The sequence below is a fragment of the Pseudomonas sp. Pse79 genome, from assembly GCF_024519615.1.
Taxonomy (GTDB): Bacteria; Pseudomonadota; Gammaproteobacteria; order Pseudomonadales; family Pseudomonadaceae; genus Aquipseudomonas; species Aquipseudomonas veronii.
The window spans coordinates 248457-267532 of sequence record NZ_JALJRR010000001.1; the positions used below are offsets into that span (position 1 = coordinate 248457).

A 19076-nucleotide genomic window follows, 5' to 3' on the forward strand; every position below is an offset into this window, starting at 1 on the left:
CAGACATCAGGTGCGGGCCTGGGTCTAGCTGTGAGAAATGACAGTGGCGACCAGCGGTTATGTCGCTAAAGGTCTACCCATTGTGTGTCGATCAGTAGTGTCAGCGCACCATACCGGGCGGCTTTCGCCAAGGTCACCAGGAGCAGGAATCGCCACAGTGGCTCGCGCATCACCCCGGCGATCAAGGTCAGCGGGTCGCCGATGATCGGCACCCAACTGAGCAATAACGTCCAATGCCCCCAGCGTTCGTAGTGGCGGCGCGCCTTGTCCAGTTGCCTGGCGTTGACCGGAAACCAGCGCCGCGCCTTGAAGTGCTCGATCGAGCGCCCCAGCAGCCAATTGACCAGCGAGCCGAGCACGTTGCCCAGCGTCGCAATGCCCAGCAGCCACCACAGGTTGTAATGCCCGCTGAGCAGCAGGCCCACCAGCACCGCTTCCGATTGCAAGGGCAGGAGGGTGGCGGCGCCGAATGCCGCGAAAAACAGCCCCAGGTAACCCGTCAGCATCGATCAGTGTGCCGGGTAGTCGGCTACCACCACATCTTTACCGTCGCGGGTCAGGCCGATGACTTGGTAGGCGTCGCCGTGGCCGTCCATTTCCATGCCGGGCGAACCCATAGGCATGCCTGGCGCGGCGATACCGAGCAGATCATCGCGCTTGCGCAGCGCCAACACGTGCTCGGCGGGTACGTGACCTTCGACGAACTTGCCGTCGATCACGGCGGTATGGCACGAGCCCAGGCGCGGCGCAACGCCGAGGCGTTGTTTGACCGCGCTCATATCGGCTTCAACGTGATCATTGACCTTGAAACCGTGGCTTTCCAGATGGCGGATCCATTGCTTGCAGCAACCGCAGTTGGCGTCGCGGTGTACGTCGATGGGGATCAGCTCGGCCGCCTGGGCCAGGCCGGTGGTCAACAGGGCTGAAAGCAGGGCCAGTCGCAATGGGGTTTTCATGGGGCGTCTCGCAAGTCAGAGAAGGTTGTGGGATGGGCGCTATCATGCCAGTTTACGTCCACCGCCAAACCCCCTTCAGGTGCTGGGTTGACCTGCGTCCCGTGGTTTCAGCGAAACTCGAACCGTTCGCTGTGCAGGTTGGCCGGTGGAATCCGGTGGGCGTTCATCAGCTCGCGAACCTTGACCAGCAAGCCTTTGGGGCCGCAGAAGCTGATATGCACTTTGTCGGGGGCGGTCTCGACCACGGCTTGGCGCAGGGTGTCGGCCAAGCGCTCGAGGCCGCCGGCATTACTGACGAATTGCGCACCCCGTAAGCGGGCCATGGTCTGCACCTGTTCGGCCGGCGGGAAGGCGCGCGCGGGCGTGAAGCAATAGACCAGCGTGGCTTTGTCGAAGTCTTTGGCGGCAGGGTCTTGCAGCCAGGAAATAAAGGGCGAAATGCCCACGCCGGCGCCGATCCAGATTTCCCGCTCGGCCTGCACAGCACGCTTGAAGCGCCCGTAAGGCGCATACAGATCGGCGCGCATGCCGACCTTGGCGCAGTCTGCCAGGGCGTTGGTGTAATCCCCCAACCCTCTGATCATGAACGCAATCTGCCCGTTTTCACGGTTGGCGCTGGCGATCGTGAAGGGGTGCGGCTCGCGCAACCCTTTGACCTGCATGGCCAGGAACGCGAATTGCCCGGCCTTGAAGTCAAACCCTTTGTGAATTGGTGCCAGTGTCAAATGCAACGCGCCGTTGGCGCGGTTGACGGCCGTCACCCGGTATTCGCCGGCACGCCCAACCCAGGGGTAAAGCACCAATTTATAGAGGGCTCCGATGACGCCCAGGCTGCAGCACAAGGTCAACCAGACGCCCGATGGCGCGGTCAGGGTGATCGGCGATTTGAAACTCAGCCCGTGCAGGATCACGATCAGGAACAGCGGGCCAGACAACTTGTGCCACCAGCGCCAGACGTTGTAAGGAATGTTGCGGTTCAACGCCAACAGCACGATCAGGCCCAGCGCCACGTAGCTCAGTTGACGGACGAGGCGCGTCCAGTATTTGGGCAGCTCCAGGATGGGCACGCTGTTCCACACATCCAGGTTAGCTTTGAACACAAAGTGATACGTGGCGAACACCAGCGCCCAGATGCCCAACCACTTGTGTACTTCATAGACGCGATCCAGGCCGCCAAACACGTTCTCCACCACCGACCAGCGACTGGCCAGTACGCAGGACGCCGCCATGTACACCAGCGCGCAAGTGCCAAGCAGCAAACTGAGGGTCGCTGAGGTCAGCCACGTCTTGACCGGTATATCCATGAGTAACGTCAACGTCGTGATCAGGAAGAGGACGACGAGGCAGTGACGGGTTTTCAACGGGTGCTCCTAGGGTTTCTTCGGGGGAGTGAATACTCATCTCACATTTTTAGGTTACCCGGTTACGTGAAGAGCGGCCTTGACGTCGGTCATGCGCAAGGGCACAGGCCATGGCCTGGCCCCCGCGCTGAAGTCGACCGAGGTTTTTCGCTCAGTTCTTGAAGGTCGAGTGTTTACGGCCCTGGTCGCACAGGGCGAACACCACCACCAGCAGTGCCGCGATCGCGAGGATAATCACCACCCCGCCTGTGGCGTGGGTCGGTGACGCGGCCACCAGGGACAAGGCTCCCAGCGGTGCCAGGCCGCCGGCGATAGCGGTACCGATTTCGCGGCCGGTGCCGAAGCCCGAGGAGCGCGTTTGGGTCGGGAATTGACGGCTTAAGAACGAGCCCTGGGGCGCGAACATCATGGGAGCGAGCAGGCCGGTGCCGACGCCGATGGCAATGTAGATCATCAGGCTGTCGCCAGTGTCGAGCAGGGCCAGGAACGGGTAGGCAAACAACAGCGAGCAGACGCCGCCGAGTACCAGCACTTTTTTGCTGCTCCATTTGTCGCACAGCCAGCCGAAGCACGGCACCGCGACGATGGCGATCAGGCTGGCAATGGTCACCGACAGCGACGTGACGTGCACATCGACGCCTTTGAATTGAGTCAGGTAGGCCAGGGAAAACGTCTTGAAGATATAGCTCAGGGCGTTGTAGCCAATGGCTACGAAGAACACCACCGCCAACCCCTTGAGATCGTTCTTGAACAGCGCTTTGAGCGGCGAAGGCTTGGCGACCTTGGGTGCCTGGCTCAGCTCCTTGAACTCCGGGGTTTCCGGAATGCTGTTGCGCACCCACAGGCCGACGCCCACCAACGCGATACTGCAGATGAACGGGATACGCCAGCCGCCTGCCAGCATGAAGTCGTTGCCATTGATGGTCAGCAGGTACACGGTCAATGACGACAGGAGCAGACCCAGGTTCAGGCCCAACGCCGGCCAGGCGCCCTGGCTACCGCGCTTGCCTTCCGACGCGTGCTCGTAGGAAGTGACCGCCGCGCCCGACAACTCGGCCCCGGCGCCCAGGCCCTGGATGATCCGGATGAACACCAGGATGATCGGCGCCCAGATGCCGATGGAGGCATAGCTGGGGATCAGGCCGATCAGCGTGGTACACACGCCCATCATGCAGAAGGTCAATACCAGCACCTGCTTACGGCCGAACTTGTCCCCCAGGTAGCCGAACAGAATGCCGCCGAACGGTCGGGCGATAAAGCCGATGGCGAAGGTGGAAAAGGCCATGAGCGAGGCGGTTTTCGGGTCACTGTTGTCGAAGAAGATCTTCGAGAACACGATGGCCGCCATGGTGGCGTACAGGTAAAAGTCGTACCACTCCAGCATCGATCCGAAGATCGTGGCGGCGGCGACTTTGCGCAGGCGTTTTTTGCTTTGTGCCGGCGTTTCCGGGGCAGCGGTATGCGGTGTTGCCGTCATTCTGTACTTCCTTCTGAGTCATTATATTTATTGTCAAAGTGACGCTTGTGGCGATGGCCCGGGAAGGGCCGGGGATGCGGTGTCAGCCGGGTGTGAACATGCGATCGGCGATCATTTCGCCGATGGGAATCGCCGAGGTGGCGGCGGGTGAGGGCGCGTTGCAGACATGGAGCATGCGGGGCGTCTGGGCGAACAGAAAGTCGTGGACCAGGCTGCCGTCGCGCATCACGGCCTGGGCGCGGATGCCTGCTTCGTAGGGCAGCAGATCTTCGCGGTTCAACGACGGGCAGTACTTGCGGCATTGCTCCAGGTAGCCGGACTTGAACAGTGAGTTTTTCATCTCGACGCTGCCCGAACCCAGGTTCTGCCAGAGGGTTTTCCAGAAACCGGGGAAGCTGGCGTACTGCGCCACGTCGCGCCAGTTGATCGAGAACTTGCGGTAGTTCTCCCGGCCCAGGCCCAGCACGGCGTTGGGGCCGACCGTGATGCTGCCGTCGATCATCCGCGTCAGGTGCACGCCGAGGAACGGCAGTTCCGGGTCCGGAATCGGGTAGATCAGGTGGTTGACGAGGTTGTTCTTCGAGGCCGGCAGGCGGAAGTATTCGCCGCGAAAGGGAATGATCTGGTGGTCGATCTTGACCCCGGCCATCGTCGCCAGCCGATCCGACTGCAGGCCGGCGCAGACCACCAGGTGCCTGGCTTGCCAGGCTTCGCCGCGGGTGTTGACGGTGACCTTGTCGGTGTCTTCCGAAATGGCGGTGACGGTGCGCTCCAGGCAGATCTCACCGCCTTGTCGGCGAATTACCTGGGCCATGGTTTCGCAGACTTCGCGGTAATCGACAATGCCGGTCGCATCGAGAAACAAGCCGCCCAGACCGATGATGTTGGGCTCGCGCTGGCGCAGTTGGTCGGCGTCCAGGCGTTCGACCTTCAGCTCATTCAACTGCGAGCGCGCATAAAGTGCCTCCATCCGCTGCATTTCCAGGGGCGTGGAGGCCACCAGCAACTTGCCGCACACCTCGAACTTGATCCCGTGTTCGCGGCAAAACCGTTTGGTGGCCTCGGCGCCGCGTTTACACAGATCGGCCTTGAGGCTGCCGGGGGCGTAGTAGATGCCGGCGTGAATCACCCCGCTGTTATGCCCGGTCTGGTGCTTGGCCAGCGAGGCTTCTTTTTCCAGGATCACCAGTGAGGCGTTGGGCTGGCGTTTGAGCAGCTCCATCGCAGTGGCCAGGCCGACGATGCCACCGCCGATGATGCAGAAGTCGTAAATCATGGTTTGGAGTACCTAAGGGTTGCACATTTCAGTCTGCTTATCAGGTTGTCAGACTAATGTTTTTGTTAAAAAAATGGCGTGCCTGAGGCACGCTGCACAAAGCTTGGATCATTCAATTCGTGGCAGGCAGCTCAAGTTGCAGGCGTTTGGCCGCTGCGCGCAGGTGCGCTTCGGCATTGGCTGCGGCCGCTTGGGCATCACCGTCGGCGATGGCCTGGTAAAGCGCCTGGTGTTCCTGGGTGGCGTCGGCCGAGCCACTGGCAAAACGCGACGCCGAGTTTTCCCAGGCGGTTTTGCGCGCACTGGCCAACTGGCTGCGCAGAAAGTCGTGGAAGGCGACAAAGTAGTCATTCTTGCTGGCTTCGGCGATGGCGCGATGAAACTCGACATCGGCGAGGGCGGCGGCCTCGAAGTCGGCGCGCTGGTCGTGCATTTCCTGCAGCGCCTTCTGCATGCGCTGCAGGTCGTCGGCATCACGGCGTTGGGCGGCGATCGAGGCGGCCTGGGTTTCGATCCACAGGCGCACTTCGAACATCTGCGCCAGGTCCGGACGACGACCGTTTTTTTCCGGGAAGCGAAACACCGTACCCGCAGGGGTTTGCGAGATAAATGAGCCCAGGCCACGCTTGGCTGTCAGCACACCATCGGCCTTGAGTTGGGCAATGGCTTCGCGCACCACCGAGCGGCTGACGTTCAGTTGTTCAGCCAGTTGCTGTTCAGTGGGCAAACGCGACTCGGGCGCCAATTGGCCAGAATCGATTTCGGCGCGGATGGCGCTGACAACCCGTACAACGAGCGAGTCAGGGCGCTGGAGCTCAAGCATGGAAAAAACCTTGGTAGTCAGGTTGTCAGACAATAGAGGTTACGCTTTTGCCTTGTCAAGATGTTGCCGGAGATGTTTGCAGGCTGCCCGGTCGTTGGGTCGATAGGCTCGCCGTCGAGACTAAGGCGCATCGCGGCCGTGCGGAAGCTCGACGGTATGTTGGCTCATTCGACGAAGGCGGGGTTTTCCAAGCGTTGCTTGAGCTGGTCCAGCGCAACCGTGGACAGCTCCACCATGCGCTCGTGCAAGCCGGCCAGTTGCAGTTCGGTTTCGTAGGTCAACACGCGCTTGAACAGCGTGCCGTCACGACAGGCGTGCAGGCTGTAGTGAATCGAGCCGTCGACGGCCAGGGAGGTGAATACCGCCTTGAATTCTTCCGGCGGCCGGGCGATCTGCACGCGGTAACTCATCGGCACCCGCACGCCCAGCAGGTCGATCACCTCGGTAAAGCGCGTGCCGGCGGAGAGTGAACCGGTGGTGCCGGTGTCGGCACTGAGGGAGGTCGGGTGCCATTCGTGCCAGCGATCGGGCTGGGTTACATAGTTGTAGACAGCCTCAATAGGCGCTTGGATAAAGCGTTCCTGACTGATCCGCTCCAGGCGGACCGACTGCTCGACAGCGCGCATGGAACACCTCCTGTGTGGTGAAACTCTGCACCCGGAGCTGTCAGGATAGACCCACTCCCATGCATTGCACGGGAGTGTCTCATTAATTTATCACTGCACCTTGAAGCGGCTCATCAGCGCGATCACCCAGGCATTGGCGTTGAGCAGGCTTTGCGTATTGGTTTCAGTGGCATGGCCGCTTTGCACCCGCTCTTCGACCATATGTCGGATATGGACCATGCTGCGGTTGATCCACTCGGTCACAGCGCTTTGCTGCTCGGCAGCCGTGGCGTTCTGGGTGCTGAGGTTGTTGATATGGCTTGTACTAGAGACCGTCCCCCTGAGCACTGAGATCAAATCGGTAACTTTTCCTAAGCGGTTTACCCATTTCTTCGAGCAGACCGTTCTCAGTGAAGGGTTTTGGATTAATGGTGCTTGGTGGCGTGGCGGGGTCGTTATCGAGGTCAAAAGGTTCTGCATCGCTGGGCAGGCCAACGACTTGGTGTTCTAAATGCGGGACGACGTCCGTTCTGCCTGATTCCCGACGTTGGGTACTCTCACCCGCCAGGAACGTGCCGGTGGCGCCATTGTAGGCATGCCCAATCTCGTGAAAGAGGCCGGTTACGGGAAACCCTGTAAAGGTACCGTCAGCTCGCTCCCGGGTAGACTGGGGGTCATAAAAAATGTGGGCACTATTGGCGCCCAAACCGGCCACACCATTTTGGATGATTCCCTGCTCCGATGGGGTGAGAGCTTCGTATGCCTCAGGTGTCAGCTCGTCCTGATCAGTTCTCCCGAAAACGTATGACGTGTTGCCCGAGTCACCTCGTTCGATGGTGACTTTGCCGCCGTTCAGCACGGCGAGTTCATCCATTTTGGCAAGGGTCTGTTGGCCTAGCGGCGAACTGCGCAGGAATTCGAGGTCGTCGGTTACCCGTTGTTTGAACTCCAGGTGCCCGTCTTTCACGATGAACGCCTGCTCGCCGGCGTTGCTGGGTTTCACCTCGGTGAAAGCCGAGCCTTGGGTACGGTCGAAATGATCACTGGCGTTGGCGTAGATACGGTCTTTGCGCTGATTATTCAAAATGGTGTCGTGGCCTTTCCCTGTATAGAAGGTGGTACGGTCGCGCCCTATAAGAAGATCATCGTCATTGCCGCCATGTGAAACCGTATGCCCGCTGCCTGAGACGAGTACATCTTCGTTGTCGCCACCGTCCAGATAACTCTGCTTGGTGGTGGGACCGTCGCCGGCAATGAGCAGGTCCATGCCCTTATTGCCATACATCACGGCATGGCCGCTTCCCCCAAGGATGGTGTCGTCGCCGTCATTGCCCTCGGCATAGCCGAGACCACTGCCCAGTTGCAGGAAGTCCTTGCCGTTCCCGCCATAGAGTCTGCTCCGGCCGCCGCCTGCCCGGATGTAGTCGTTGCCATCGCCCCCTTCAACGTCAACACGAAGCTTGACGTCATCGTCGATTATTACCGTGTCATCGCCCCCTTGGGTTTCGATCCAGAGGTGCTGCTCCGGGCCCTGTTTTTCTTTGATGTCGAAAAAATAGGGCTTGTCGTTGATCAGGATTTGCAGCTTGTCGCCGGGCCAACTGCGTACATGGATACGGTCCGAATGGTTACCGCTTTCCACTAAAAGCCAATTGTTCATAATCTCCGGCTTTTCAGGGGTCGATGTATCCCAGTCAATGAGTCGACTGATTGTCACGTCGCCGTCAGTGTGCAGCGGGTGTTTTCTGCGGTTACTGCCGTCTGGCGTCAGATCGGATGGGGGATCGTAAGGCGAGGGTTTATCGCGAGGGGCAGGTTGTGGCGTGTGGGTATGAGTGGCTGCGAAATAAACGAGAGGAAATAGCATCGGCGGGGCCTTCACATTCAATGAGGTGAGCATCTGATTGCGCATCAGGGCTGCCCATTCCGTGGTGGGTTGGCTGAAAGTGTTCCGCAGGATGGCGAGAAGCTTGGTGCAAAATGTTTCGGGCCGGCGGTGATCGGCGGGCCAAACGCGCCCTTTGAAGGCAGGTGGATAAGCGACGGCTTGAGCGGTCTCGCTCTGCGCAGGGAGAGCGAGACGCACGTGTGATCAGCGGTGGTAGTAACCCGGGCCGCCACCGTAGTAACGGTGGTCATGCCAGCCACCACCGTGTGGGAAAATGATGCAGCCGCTCATGCTCAGGATGATCAACAAGGGAATCAGCAGTGTGATTCGACGGAACATTTCAAAATCCTCTAGGGTACTCATAGATTGAATTAGGCGACGGGCAAGCCAAAGTTTTTCATCGCCTGTAACATGAGACCCTGCCGACCCGATTCCATCCCCGCCAGCGGGTATGTATTTGGCATGTTCGGCGATACAAAGTGGATACATTCTCAAGGTTCAGGAACCCGTCATGACGCAAAAGCAACGTTTGAAATACTCGATTCTGATTTCCCTGGTCGTACTGGGGACGATGTTTGGCCTGTCCTACTTGCAGAACACCGGGGTTATCAGCGAAAAAACGTTCCAGTACATCGCCATTGCGGTGGCGGTCACCGTGGTCGTGATCAACGGTGTGATGCGGCGCAAGGTCAAGCCCAACTTCTGATTCAACTGCGTGGGTCAGGCGCGGCCTTCGAGCACTTTGGCAGCCTCTTCATGGAGGCTGTAGCTTTTGTCGGCATTGAGGGTGATCACGCCCTCGCTGCACAGGCGCTTGAGTACCTCGCGCACGCTGAGAAACGACAACGGGATGCCCAGCTCCAGCAAATGGCTGTGTACCCCGCGTACCCCAAGGGTGCGCTGGTTGTCGGCGGCGGTGAGGAGGGCGTCGATGACCTTCAGCCGGATCAGGCTGGTGCGCAAACCAAAACACTTGAGCAAATGGCGGATGCGCTGATTGCCGTGCTGTTCAGGTGCGTTGCCGAACGCTTGGGCGCCTCTGCCATGAGCGGCCTCGGCGGTCGGTGAATGTCCGTCCGTGGGCAGTTGCGAGTTGTACATGCAAAAAACTCCTTATCAGAGCCTGATCAGGAAAATGATGGCGCTGTTACCTAATAAGACGAACGAGCGATGCAAATCATGAAGTGCCGGATGTAGAAAATTTGTCGGTATCCGCTTTGTCACATTGCAATCGCTCTGGATAGACGTCTTCTGGCTGCTGTTCCCGTCACACCGGCCACACTTCGCCGGCGAAAATCTGCAGGTCGCCGGTCAAGTCATCCGCAGGGGTGAGGGTGCCCGAGGGGCCGGGGCGTGGGTCCGCCGAGCGAACGCCGTAGTTAACGCGTCCGGCTCTTCCGTACACGGCGATGCCGGTGGCGCCGGTCAATTCGGAGAGGCCCAGAACATTCTGGGTGGTATTGAGATGATGGCGCCCTACCAGGGCAACCCACTTGTCCTCGCCTGCGTGTTGCTCGATGGTGCGGGTGGCGTAGTAGTTGAACTCTTCGAGTCGTCGTTTGGCCTGCGCAGGCGTCTTGATGGGGCCGCCGAACAGGTGGCGTTCGTCGTTGTGCCGCGTCAGGTAAAAATGGTCAAGCGGTACGATTTCGATCCCGTTGTCTTCGAATTTCTTCAACAGTTCGCCCAGGGTCGGGCGTTGGTTGGGAGGGCGGTATATGAGCCCGATCCGGCCCATGCCATCGTCTTTCCAGCGCATGATTTTGTCGTACACCAGGCCTTCGACGAATAGCTTTTTTACCTTGTTTTGAACAAATACATCGACGTTGTCATACAAAGTTCGGAAAGCCGCCAAGCTGCTGTGGGATTCGCCGAATACCAGGCCAGGCGCCGTGCGAAAAGCATCGGCAATCACATCGCTCGTTTTCTTTGGCGCGGGAATGTTTGGAAACTCGGGGCGAGGGGGCAGCCCGTTTGCGGCCATGTGCGTATAAAAATCGCGCATTTCCTGGGCGAATTTCTCATGGGTTGCCTGCTTTCTGCTGGGGGTGAAATGGCCCTCGATAGGGCGGCCACGAATGCTGCTCACGTACTCGGCGTCGGGCAAATGGTCGATTTTACGCACCGGCTCGACTGGCAGCCCAGCCGGCGGTTGACTGAGTGGCGGACGTGACGGTCGGCTCAGCGGGTTGAAGCGATGATCGCGAGCCGATCGCCCCGGGTGTTGGGCAGTGGGTGAGGGCGGCATCAGCGTATGGGTAGGGGTGAATGCGTCGAGTGCGGGCCCATAAGGCTGCATGGCGTCTGAATCGAAGGCATACCATTTACCGTGTTGGCGTATGGCCGAGCCTTCCACTTGCTGCGTACCCACCTGTAAAACGCCTGTTGCGGCGGCCTCGTAACGTTGGCTGGCGATGACCAGCGACTGGCCGTTGGCCGTGCCGCGCAGCTTGCGGATGCCTTGCGCGCTGGCGCTGATGCCATCCGTGACAAGTCTGCCCGCACCCACCGCCAGGTCAACGCTGCCACTCAACGGGTTGAAGGCGTTGAGTGCGGTGACCCCGAGGATTTTGCCGCCGCGCGCCAAGGCACCCAGGGTTGAACCCGCGTTTGTCACTGCCTTGCCGAGTTTTGCGGTAGCGCCCAACCCGGCCGTCACAAAGCCAAATATATCCAGCGCCAGGTCAATCGCGCCGTCCTTGTAGTGACCGTTGCGCAAGTGGGTGATGGCCGAGCGGAGGGGGATCAGGTTCAATAATGCGTCCGTTGTTGAACTGACCCATTCGCGTCGCGCCTCGTCCGGGGTTTCGCCTGCGGCGTATCGCTTGACGGCAGGCTCATCAAACCCCAACGCCTTGATCAGTGCGTCGGCGATGTAGTGGGTTCGCGGACTTTGGAACGTGTTGAAGGTGGGGTATTGCGGTTCCTTTTCTTCGGCGTCGTAGTTGTGGGTTGAGCGATTGGGATGAAACGCTTCGATTTTGTTGACTTCGTCCGACACGTATTGGTGGGGCCGGCTGATCCTGCCCTGGTCAACCTTGGAGATGCTGCCGGTTGTGGTATCGAATTCGTATGTCTGATGGCTGTTTTGATATTCGCTGTGTACGAGGATCTTTGGGCTGGTGTGGAAGAGCTTGTCTTGGGCGAAAGGAATCAAGCTGGTGCGGTAGTCGTTTTCCTTGAAAAAACTGATTTTTCCATAATTGAGGCGCGTTCGATCGGCCAACGGCAGGCGGTCAATGGCACTGATGAGTGAGTATTTTTTTACCTGTTTGATAGTGTCCAGCGCGTTGGTAAATGCCGTGTCGAACGCCTGCGGGATATTGAAAGACGGGCTTCGGGTGAACTGCGCAAACGCCTCAAGATCGATGTCGGCGCGCGCGCCTCTGACCAGCCAGCTCTGCGCGTCGATTTCCAGCCCCTGCTGAGTGATGTCGAGCATCGAATAGGCTTGGCTGAAGCGCGGGGCCTTGGGGTCGTTGGATTTATAGTTGATGTGCAACACGCGGTCCTCAAAGTCACCGCGTTCGCCGAAGGTGGCTTTCAGCAGATCCAGCGCCATCTGTTTGCGGCTGGGCAGTGTCGCGCCGACTTCTTTGGACGCGGCGCTCAATTCGCTGTGTTGGGTATTGAAGGCTTCGCGGGTGTACTCGATTTCTGCGTTGTTGTACGCCGCATCATCTTTGGCGTAGAGAAAACCGTTCACCACGCCCCAATCGATCAAGGCGGCCTTCTGCGCCGCTTCACCCGCCGGTGCTATTGAGTCGGCATGGCGCATGACTTCGGCAAAATCCATGTGCATTGCCTTGCCGGGTGCCTGGGCTTCAATCGCAGCCACGGCGATGCACAAGTTGGCCCATGCCTGGCTGCCGTACACCACCGTGGCGGGAATATCCTTGACCAGATATTGCGGCGCCACCCGTGCCAGCAGCAACCTGGCGCCGAGATCCGCGCTAGCGAGGGAAGTCTTGCCGCTGTCGCTCAGGTGTTTGGCCAGTGCGCTGATCACACTGGCTGGCGACATGCCCCAGTGACTGTCGGCAGCGAGGTTGAAGCCCGCGACGGTATTTCTGCCAGGCTGTTCGATGGATTCGGGGTCCAGCCCCAAGTGGATCGCGCTCAGTACATAGTCGTTTGCGCTGGTATCGGTCGCGATGCCGCCGACCTTGGCCTGTATCGCCTGGCCCAGCTCCTGCGCCTTGGGGGTATCGAGGAGTTTCTCCAACGCCTTGGCCGGGTCCTGTAGCTCGGTACCGGATAGCGGATTACCTTCCAGCAGATACCCCAATGCTCCGCGCCGAGGGTCGAAAAGGGGCAGGCCCGGCAGTTTCTCGGTGTTGTCGGCAACGACGTCGCGCACCACGCGCTGGTGTTCCACGCTCAGCGGCAATGCCCAACTGAGCCCGCCGCCCAAGTTGCCCAATGGGTGCGACAACGAATGATTGATCAGTGCGTCGGCCATGTCGAAAAGGTCTTCACGCGTGGCCGGAATGTACGTGCCGTGGTGTGTGATGAAACGCTCAAGGCTGATTTTCTGCGGCGATTGATGTTGAAGCGCCGAGTCTGGATCGACGTCCATCAGGGTTTCTTGCAGTGCGCGCAGCACTGCTTCGGCGCTGGCTTGCGGTGCCAGTGACTGGGCGGCCTGTTTGAGTTGGCGGGCGAGCGTTTGCAGGTTGCGCCTGTGCGCCAATGCGGTTTTGAGGGCCTGGCGGTTGTCATTGCTGTCGACTTTTTGCTCTGTAGGCGGGTCTGCGACCGGAGCCATGTCGTCGGTCGCTAAAGCCGTGGGCAGCAGCGGGTAAACAGGTTGCTGGGACGAGCCGGAGGTTAGGGTGACGGATGTCATGCTGAGTACCTTCTTTCACACGGTGAGGCAGTCCTTGCCGACGAACGCCTTTGTATGAAGGCGCTCGTTTGGGTGTTGAAAGCAGGTGCTTGTGTTCCGCTTGCGGGCGGTGCGGGTTGTCAGTATGTGTAACGGAGGCCATCGGCACTTGGACTGGTCACCCTCGTAGCGCAGAAAATGACGCGGCCGCATTCGTACCTAAATTATTCGCGGGCTGTTGCGTTCTTACGTTGGGGTGATTGCCCTGTGAGGCGGTTTAATCTGACGGTGGGGTCTGCGTGATTATTTGTAACGGGTTGTCCAGGGTGTGTGTGACGGCGCTATTGCTGGGCGTGAGCCTGGCCGCATCCGCGCGCGAGGCGGTGGTGCAGGCGGCGGACATCCGACGCACCAGTTTCGGTGTGCCCCATATCCGCGCCAGTGATGAGCGCGGCCTGGGCTTCGGCATCGGTTACGCCTATGCCCAGGACAATCTGTGTCTGCTGGCCAACGAGGTGGTTACGGTGAGCGGAGAGCGCGCCAGGTTCTTTGGCCCTGAACAATCGACCCTGGAGGAGCGCAACAACGTTACCAGCGATGTGTTCTTTGCCTGGCTGAATACGCCAGAGGCGGTGGCCTCGTTCTGGGCGGCGCAAAGCCCACCGATCCAGCAGCGTATCGAAGGGTACGTCGCCGGCTACAACCGTTATCTGACAGAGCAGGGCGCTCCGGCCCAGTGCCAGGCGGCGTGGGTACGGCCGATCACGCCGCAGGATGTGATCAAGCTGACGCGCAGGCTGCTGGTGGAAGGCGGCGTCGGCCAATTCGCCGAAGCCCTTGTCGGCGCCACGCCGCCCACCACCACCGCCCATCGGCAGGGCGACACCAAGGCCTTTGAGCTGGCCGCTGCGCATCAACAGCGTTTCACTCTGGACCGAGGCAGCAACGCCGTCGCCGTGGGCCGTGACCGCTCATTCAACGGGCGTGGCATGCTGCTGGCCAATCCGCATTTCCCCTGGATCGGCGGCATGCGCTTTTATGAGATGCACCTGACCATCCCTGGCCAACTGGATGTGATGGGCGCTGCACTGCCGGGCTTGCCGCTGGTGAATATCGGCTTTAACCAGCATGTGGCCTGGACCCATACCGTCGACACGTCCAAGCATTTCACTGTGTATCGCCTGACCCTCGATCCCAAGGATGCCACGCGCTACCTGCTGGACGGTAAATCCATCCCGCTGGATAAAACCACGCTGACGGTGCAGGTCAAACAAGCCGATGGCAGCCTCAAAGGGCAGGCGCATACCGTCTACCGTTCGCAATTCGGCCCGGTGGTGCAATGGCCTGGCAAGCTCGATTGGGACAACCGTTACGCCTTCAGCCTGCGCGATGCCAACCTGGGCAACGACCGCGTGCTGCAACAGTGGTACGCGATGAATCGCGCCGGTAGCGTCAAGGAGCTGCAAACCGCGGTACACACCCTGCAAGGCATCCCGTGGGTCAATACCCTGGCTGCGGATGACCAGGGGCAGAGCCTGTTCATGAACCTGTCGGTGGTACCCAACGTCAACGCGGCCAAACTCGCGCAATGCAGTGACCCACGGGCCGGCCTGCAATTGATCGTGCTCGACGGTGCCCGCAGCGCCTGCGCCTGGGACGTCGACCCGCGCGCTGCCCAAGCCGGGATCTTCGCGGCCGACCAGTTGCCGCAACTGGAACGTACCGACTACGTGCAGCATTCCAACGATTCGGCCTGGATGGTCAACCCCAAGGCGCCCCTCACCGGTTTTTCCCCGGTCATCAGCCAGGACAGCACCGGCCTCGGCCCCCGCGCGCGTTTCGCCGTGCAACGCCTGCAGTCGCTGGACAACCGGCCGATCAGCGTTGCCGACCTGCAAAACATGGTGATGGACAACCAGGTCTACCTCGCCAGCCAGGTGATGCCCGATTTGCTCGAATTCTGCGCCAAGCACCTCGGCGCCGACACCGCCACGCTGCAACCGCTGTGCGCCAGCCTGCAAACCTGGGACCAGCGCGCCAACCTCGACAGCGGCCTGGGCCTGGTGCATTTCATCAACCTGATGCAACACCTGCAGCACAGCCCTGACGCCTGGCGTGTCGCCTTCGACCCGGCTCAACCCCTCACCACCCCACGTGGCCTGGCCATCGAGCGAGCGCCCGTCGCCAAGGCCCTGCGCGAAGCCATGCTGGCCTCGACCGTCGAGGCCGGCCAACTCGGGCTCACCGCCAACAGCCGCTGGGGCGACCTACAAGTCTCCGGCCAGACCCCAATCCACGGCGGCCCGCAACAGCTTGGCATCTACAACGCCATGCAAACCGTGCCCCGCGCCGATGGCAAACGCGAAGTGGTCAGCGGCAGCAGCTACCTGCAAATCGTCACCTTCGACGCCAACGGCCCCCGCGCCCAAGGCTTACTGACATTCTCCCTGTCCAGCAACCCTGCATCGAAATACGCAAAGGACCAGACACACGCATTCTCCGAAAAAAACCTCCGCCCGCTGCCCTTCAGCGAAGCGCAGATCAAGGCCGATCCGCAGTACCAATCGCAGGTCATCAAAGAGTAGGGCGCGCACGCAACCCCTTGATGCCAGGGCAGAATATTTTTTGAAATCAAGGGGTTGCAGGCAAAAGCAAATGAGTACATAATGGCGCCCATCGAACGCAATGAAGCATTAAAAACTTCAATGTATTCAATGAGTTAGAGTAGAGGCACGCTTCACATAGCCCACTCAAGTTTGTATGCGGTGAGTGCCAGCAACCAGGGTACTGATCGTTTGAGGCCGAGTAGCAAAATGGTTATGCAGCGGATTGCAAATCCGCCTACGCCGGTTCGATTCCGACCTCGGCCTCCACTCTTAAAGCCCCGTAGATCAATGGTCTACGGGGTTTTTTAATGCCTGCGATTTAAGAACCGTTCCGCAACTTTTGGCATGCGTTCCGCAACCCCCTGCGGTTTTGGTCGCATTCGGGGAGCGGATCGGCACCTGGTGGCGTGGTTATGCGGCGGGTTATTTCGTGGGTTTTACGATCTCACCCACACGTCGATAGACCTTCTTGGTCATCTCTTCGGTGGTGTGTCCAAGCAGGCGGCTGGCGTGTGTCAGCTCGATCTCGCTCGCAGCTTTCGGGCGGATATCCTTGAACTGGAATTGGCGGATCAGCACTGCCAGGTCAGAGTCACCGGCGGCGCCGGCTTTGATGGCAGCTTTTTCGCGTGCTTCGTCCCAGCGATTGCGGAGCATCTGCTGGCTCATCCGAAGGCCGGATGTGTTGGTGATCAGCCTCGATGTTTTTATACCGTTGAGGGCTCGGCGTTCCTGCAGGTCATTGATAAAGGCGCTCAGCCCAGACTGAACACCTTCATCCTCCAGTCGTAGGCGTAGCTTCTTCGCGGTCTTGCCTTGTTTGACCATCAGGAACTCGGCGTCCAAATCAGTGGTCGCCACTTTCAGCACGTCGGCGGGGCGCTGGCCAGTCAAGTAGGCAAGGTCCATAGCGTCCTTGAGTTCCTGTACGGCTGCGTCGTACACGGCATTCCATACGATATCGCCCGCGTAATAGTCCCGTGGGGTCTCTTTGTTGCGTCGTACACCGAAGCAAGGGTTGGCGTTGTTGGTCAGGCCCCACTCGCGTGCGATCGTGAACACGTGTGACAGCAGCGCGATTTCCCGATTGGCCCTGACCTTTGCCGTCCTGGCGTCCCTATACTGCGCGACCACCTGGGGGGTTATCGAATCAATGGGGGCTTTCTCAAAGGCTTTCCTAAGTTGTTTGAGTTCCTTCATGTTGTCGGACTGGGTGCGTAGCCCCTTGGTCGGGATGATCTCTTTCACGTACCTATCGAACAAAGAGCCCAGTAAATGGCTGGGCTTCGGTGGTGCTCGGCGTTCAAGCCTAGCCCATTCCACTTTTGCCTGGTCGAGGTCAGCACCCAGGGGGATTTCTTTGCGTTTGCCCTGGGCGTCCCTGCCGTTGTAGTAATAACTGATCCACGTTTTTCCGCTCTTGCGCTTGTGGCATCGTCGGATCATCCGTGGGGGTAGGTCCCGGTTGGCTGCTGATTTCTGGCGCATTGATCAGCTCACGTTCGCCAGGTCGAGCGTCCAGGTTTCAGCCGCAGGATTGACAGCGGATGGTGTGACGCCCGCCAACTTCATTCGAGCATACACTCGGCCAACGATTGGGCGGCGGGCGGCGGTCAGAACATGCTCCCAATGGTTGTCGGTCAACCATTGGATCTGCTTGGACGGGATCTGGTAGCCGGTGATAGTGGCCAGCTCTTCATCGGCTAGTGTTTCGCTTTGGAATTCCATCATGCAGCTCTCCCTGTAGGACTTTTCGCCCCATTACCTTTGCTTGTTTTGTCCTCTGGAGTGGATCCGATAGTGTCTGAAACACGCGTATATCCCACGACAGGCTGCGCGAGCGGGCGTTCCTGAGCGTTTAGCGTTGCATCAGCGAGCGCTGCCCCGCGCAGCTTTTCGTGGGGTATACGTGCCTCGGCAGTGGCGCTGGAAGGGTCAATAATGCCTGCTGCTGCGCAGCAGGGACTGTTTGTTTCTAGCATGTCGACACCATTTGCAGTACGGAGCAAAGCGGACAGGGCACTGGTGTTGTTCTGTTGGTTCTTCATGCCGCTTTCCTCCGGTGTTCGATAGCAAGTTGGTCCATCAGCCGCTGGTGGTAGGTGAGTCGTGCTTCTGCGGCAGGCCATGGGCGGATGGTTTCAGCCATGGGTTCGATGCCGACCAAGCAATCCCAGATAGCCGGATCGGTTGGCATGAGGTCGCGTCGCTCTGTCGCCAGCGCAATCAGGTCGGCCTTGTAGATGCAGGCGGGGAGTTCTGGGGCGATGTCGAAGCGCTCGCAAACGCGCCACCAGATACAGTCCTCGAAATGTTGGTAGGCGTTAATCCACTGCTTGAGTGGTCGCGTCATGTCGCCCAGGTACGCTTCGGGTGCGTCATGAAGTAAGGCCGCGAGTTTGTGTTCTTCCGGCACCAGCTCGGCGACGATGCAGCTGTGTTGGGCGACGCTGTAGAACTCGCGGGTGTGGCCGTTGAATCGGCACAAGTGGGCCAGCGAGTGCGAGATGTCCCGTGGATCGATCATGTCGGCGTCAGGCTCGAACAGGTCAAAGCGCTTGCCGGTGGAGGTGAGGATCCAGTTCATGCGGCCTCCTTCACGAGATCGGCCAGCAGCAGGGCGTTGTTGGTTGATTTGTGCAACTGGCGCAGAGCCAAGTAGCCGATCAGGGCCTTCAACTGCCGGTCAAATTCCTTGTTGTAGCGCGTCAGTGTGCGCAGATCCTTGATTGCCTTGGTGTGCTGCTGTTGCAGGGTTCCGGCGGCTTGAGGTGTCAGTCGCAGCATTGGGATGGCGAGGCTCATGCTGCGTTCCCCTCTACGGCTGGTTCCAGCTGGGCTGCCATGTCCAAGGCTTTATTGCGCAGGGCAAGGGCTTGCGCGGCCTGGGTCTTGGAGTTCACGGCGCGGAAGGTATCGGCGGCGAGTTTGAGTTTTTCGGCGATGGCCAGAAGGTTTTGGTGGTTGTCAGGGTTCAGTTTTTGGTTGTCGATGAGCTTCCTGTGCCGCAGGGCCAGGTGTTTGTGGTCGGCACGGATGAAGTCCAGAGAGGCTTCCAATGCCTTGATGACCTTGGCGCTGTCGGCCCGCTCGGTGTTTTTGCCTTCCTCTATCCCTGCTGCCAAGCCATCGGTTAAGCCGCCTTTGTACCCGACCCAATAAAGGATGGTCAGCGCGGTAACGATGCTGATCAGTGCGCAGATTTGCATTGCCGTCATGTGGTGTGCTCCAGGTGTGTTGTTGGCTGGTGGTGGCA

The 19076-nt window shown here is 59.6% G+C and carries 19 protein-coding genes, 1 tRNA gene and 1 pseudogene; 3 read left to right on the forward strand and 18 right to left on the reverse strand.

The window, feature by feature from the left end; genetic code table 11:
* Nucleotides 1-65 precede the first annotated feature (65 nt).
* The 10 genes and pseudogenes from NR164_RS01020 to NR164_RS01065 form a co-directional block, all read right to left on the reverse strand.
* Nucleotides 66-506: a YqaA family protein gene (locus NR164_RS01020; protein ID WP_046383591.1), complete on the reverse strand. Its 441-nt coding sequence runs from the start codon at nt 504-506 to the stop codon at nt 66-68.
* Between the two features lie 3 nt (nt 507-509).
* Nucleotides 510-956 carry a DUF411 domain-containing protein gene (locus NR164_RS01025; RefSeq protein ID WP_046383590.1) on the reverse strand — a complete coding sequence of 149 codons (447 nt, stop codon included), beginning with the start codon at nt 954-956 and terminating at the stop codon, nt 510-512.
* 107 nt (nt 957-1063) lie between these two features.
* Nucleotides 1064-2317 carry a ferric reductase-like transmembrane domain-containing protein gene (locus NR164_RS01030; RefSeq protein WP_256822107.1) on the reverse strand — a complete coding sequence of 418 codons (1254 nt, stop codon included), beginning with the start codon at nt 2315-2317 and terminating at the stop codon, nt 1064-1066.
* Nucleotides 2318-2468: 151 nt separating this feature from the next.
* On the reverse strand, nt 2469-3794 hold the full coding sequence (locus NR164_RS01035; protein ID WP_046383588.1) for an MFS transporter: 1326 nt from the start codon (nt 3792-3794) through the stop codon (nt 2469-2471).
* 82 nt (nt 3795-3876) lie between these two features.
* Nucleotides 3877-5070 carry an L-2-hydroxyglutarate oxidase gene (lhgO, locus tag NR164_RS01040; RefSeq protein ID WP_017846385.1) on the reverse strand — a complete coding sequence of 398 codons (1194 nt, stop codon included), beginning with the start codon at nt 5068-5070 and terminating at the stop codon, nt 3877-3879.
* A gap of 112 nt (nt 5071-5182) precedes the next feature.
* Nucleotides 5183-5893: a FadR/GntR family transcriptional regulator gene (locus tag NR164_RS01045; RefSeq protein ID WP_017846384.1), complete on the reverse strand. Its 711-nt coding sequence runs from the start codon at nt 5891-5893 to the stop codon at nt 5183-5185.
* 164 nt (nt 5894-6057) lie between these two features.
* Nucleotides 6058-6519 carry an SRPBCC family protein gene (locus NR164_RS01050; protein ID WP_017846383.1) on the reverse strand — a complete coding sequence of 154 codons (462 nt, stop codon included), beginning with the start codon at nt 6517-6519 and terminating at the stop codon, nt 6058-6060.
* Nucleotides 6520-6609: 90 nt separating this feature from the next.
* Nucleotides 6610-6825 (reverse strand): annotated as a pseudogene (locus NR164_RS01055) (methyl-accepting chemotaxis protein); the annotation flags it as partial.
* Entirely contained in the window at nt 6824-8584 is a 1761-nt protein-coding gene (locus NR164_RS01060; RefSeq protein WP_256822108.1) for a M91 family zinc metallopeptidase, read from the reverse strand. The pseudogene NR164_RS01055 and the gene NR164_RS01060, both read right to left, overlap by 2 nt.
* A 6-nt stretch (nt 8585-8590) precedes the next feature.
* Nucleotides 8591-8725, reverse strand: coding sequence for a hypothetical protein (locus NR164_RS01065; protein ID WP_017846380.1), 135 nt, complete (start codon nt 8723-8725; stop codon nt 8591-8593).
* A 172-nt stretch (nt 8726-8897) separates the two neighbouring features.
* Here NR164_RS01065 and NR164_RS01070 point away from each other — a divergent pair, with 172 nt between their 5' ends.
* Nucleotides 8898-9092, forward strand: coding sequence for a hypothetical protein (locus NR164_RS01070; protein WP_017846379.1), 195 nt, complete (start codon nt 8898-8900; stop codon nt 9090-9092).
* Nucleotides 9093-9106: 14 nt separating this feature from the next.
* On the opposite strand, the gene NR164_RS01075 is transcribed toward NR164_RS01070, so the two are convergent.
* The gene (locus NR164_RS01075) at nt 9107-9487 is read right to left on the reverse strand and encodes a hypothetical protein (protein ID WP_046486080.1); all 381 of its coding nucleotides are present in this window, start codon (nt 9485-9487) and stop codon (nt 9107-9109) included.
* A 166-nt stretch (nt 9488-9653) separates the two neighbouring features.
* Complete coding sequence (locus tag NR164_RS01080; RefSeq protein WP_256822109.1) at nt 9654-12749, reverse strand: membrane-targeted effector domain-containing toxin; 3096 nt, start codon at nt 12747-12749, stop codon at nt 9654-9656.
* Between the two features lie 764 nt (nt 12750-13513).
* Between NR164_RS01080 and NR164_RS01085 the strand changes: the two genes are divergently transcribed.
* Complete coding sequence (locus NR164_RS01085) at nt 13514-15799, forward strand: acylase (RefSeq protein WP_256822110.1); 2286 nt, start codon at nt 13514-13516, stop codon at nt 15797-15799.
* 214 nt (nt 15800-16013) lie between these two features.
* Nucleotides 16014-16087 (forward strand) — tRNA-Cys (locus NR164_RS01090).
* Nucleotides 16088-16243: 156 nt separating this feature from the next.
* Here the strand turns inward: NR164_RS01090 and NR164_RS01095 are convergent.
* From NR164_RS01095 to NR164_RS01120, 6 genes are read right to left on the reverse strand one after another with little or no spacing between them, the layout of a single operon-like run.
* Nucleotides 16244-17308 carry a tyrosine-type recombinase/integrase gene (locus tag NR164_RS01095; protein WP_256822111.1) on the reverse strand — a complete coding sequence of 355 codons (1065 nt, stop codon included), beginning with the start codon at nt 17306-17308 and terminating at the stop codon, nt 16244-16246.
* Nucleotides 17309-17311: 3 nt separating this feature from the next.
* Nucleotides 17312-17548 (reverse strand): DUF4224 domain-containing protein, encoded by a 237-nt coding sequence (locus tag NR164_RS01100; RefSeq protein ID WP_256822281.1) that lies wholly within the window; start codon nt 17546-17548, stop codon nt 17312-17314.
* The gene (locus NR164_RS01105) at nt 17548-17868 is read right to left on the reverse strand and encodes a hypothetical protein (protein WP_256822112.1); all 321 of its coding nucleotides are present in this window, start codon (nt 17866-17868) and stop codon (nt 17548-17550) included. Before NR164_RS01105 ends, NR164_RS01100 begins: the two co-directional genes overlap by 1 nt.
* Nucleotides 17865-18407, reverse strand: coding sequence for a phosphohydrolase (locus NR164_RS01110; RefSeq protein ID WP_256822113.1), 543 nt, complete (start codon nt 18405-18407; stop codon nt 17865-17867). The genes NR164_RS01105 and NR164_RS01110 overlap by 4 nt, the downstream gene beginning before the upstream one ends.
* Entirely contained in the window at nt 18404-18625 is a 222-nt protein-coding gene (locus NR164_RS01115; RefSeq protein ID WP_256822114.1) for a hypothetical protein, read from the reverse strand. Before NR164_RS01115 ends, NR164_RS01110 begins: the two co-directional genes overlap by 4 nt.
* Nucleotides 18622-19038, reverse strand: a complete 417-nt coding sequence (locus tag NR164_RS01120) for a hypothetical protein (RefSeq protein ID WP_256822115.1) — start codon at nt 19036-19038, stop codon at nt 18622-18624. Before NR164_RS01120 ends, NR164_RS01115 begins: the two co-directional genes overlap by 4 nt.
* Between the last annotated feature and the right edge of the window lie 38 nt (nt 19039-19076).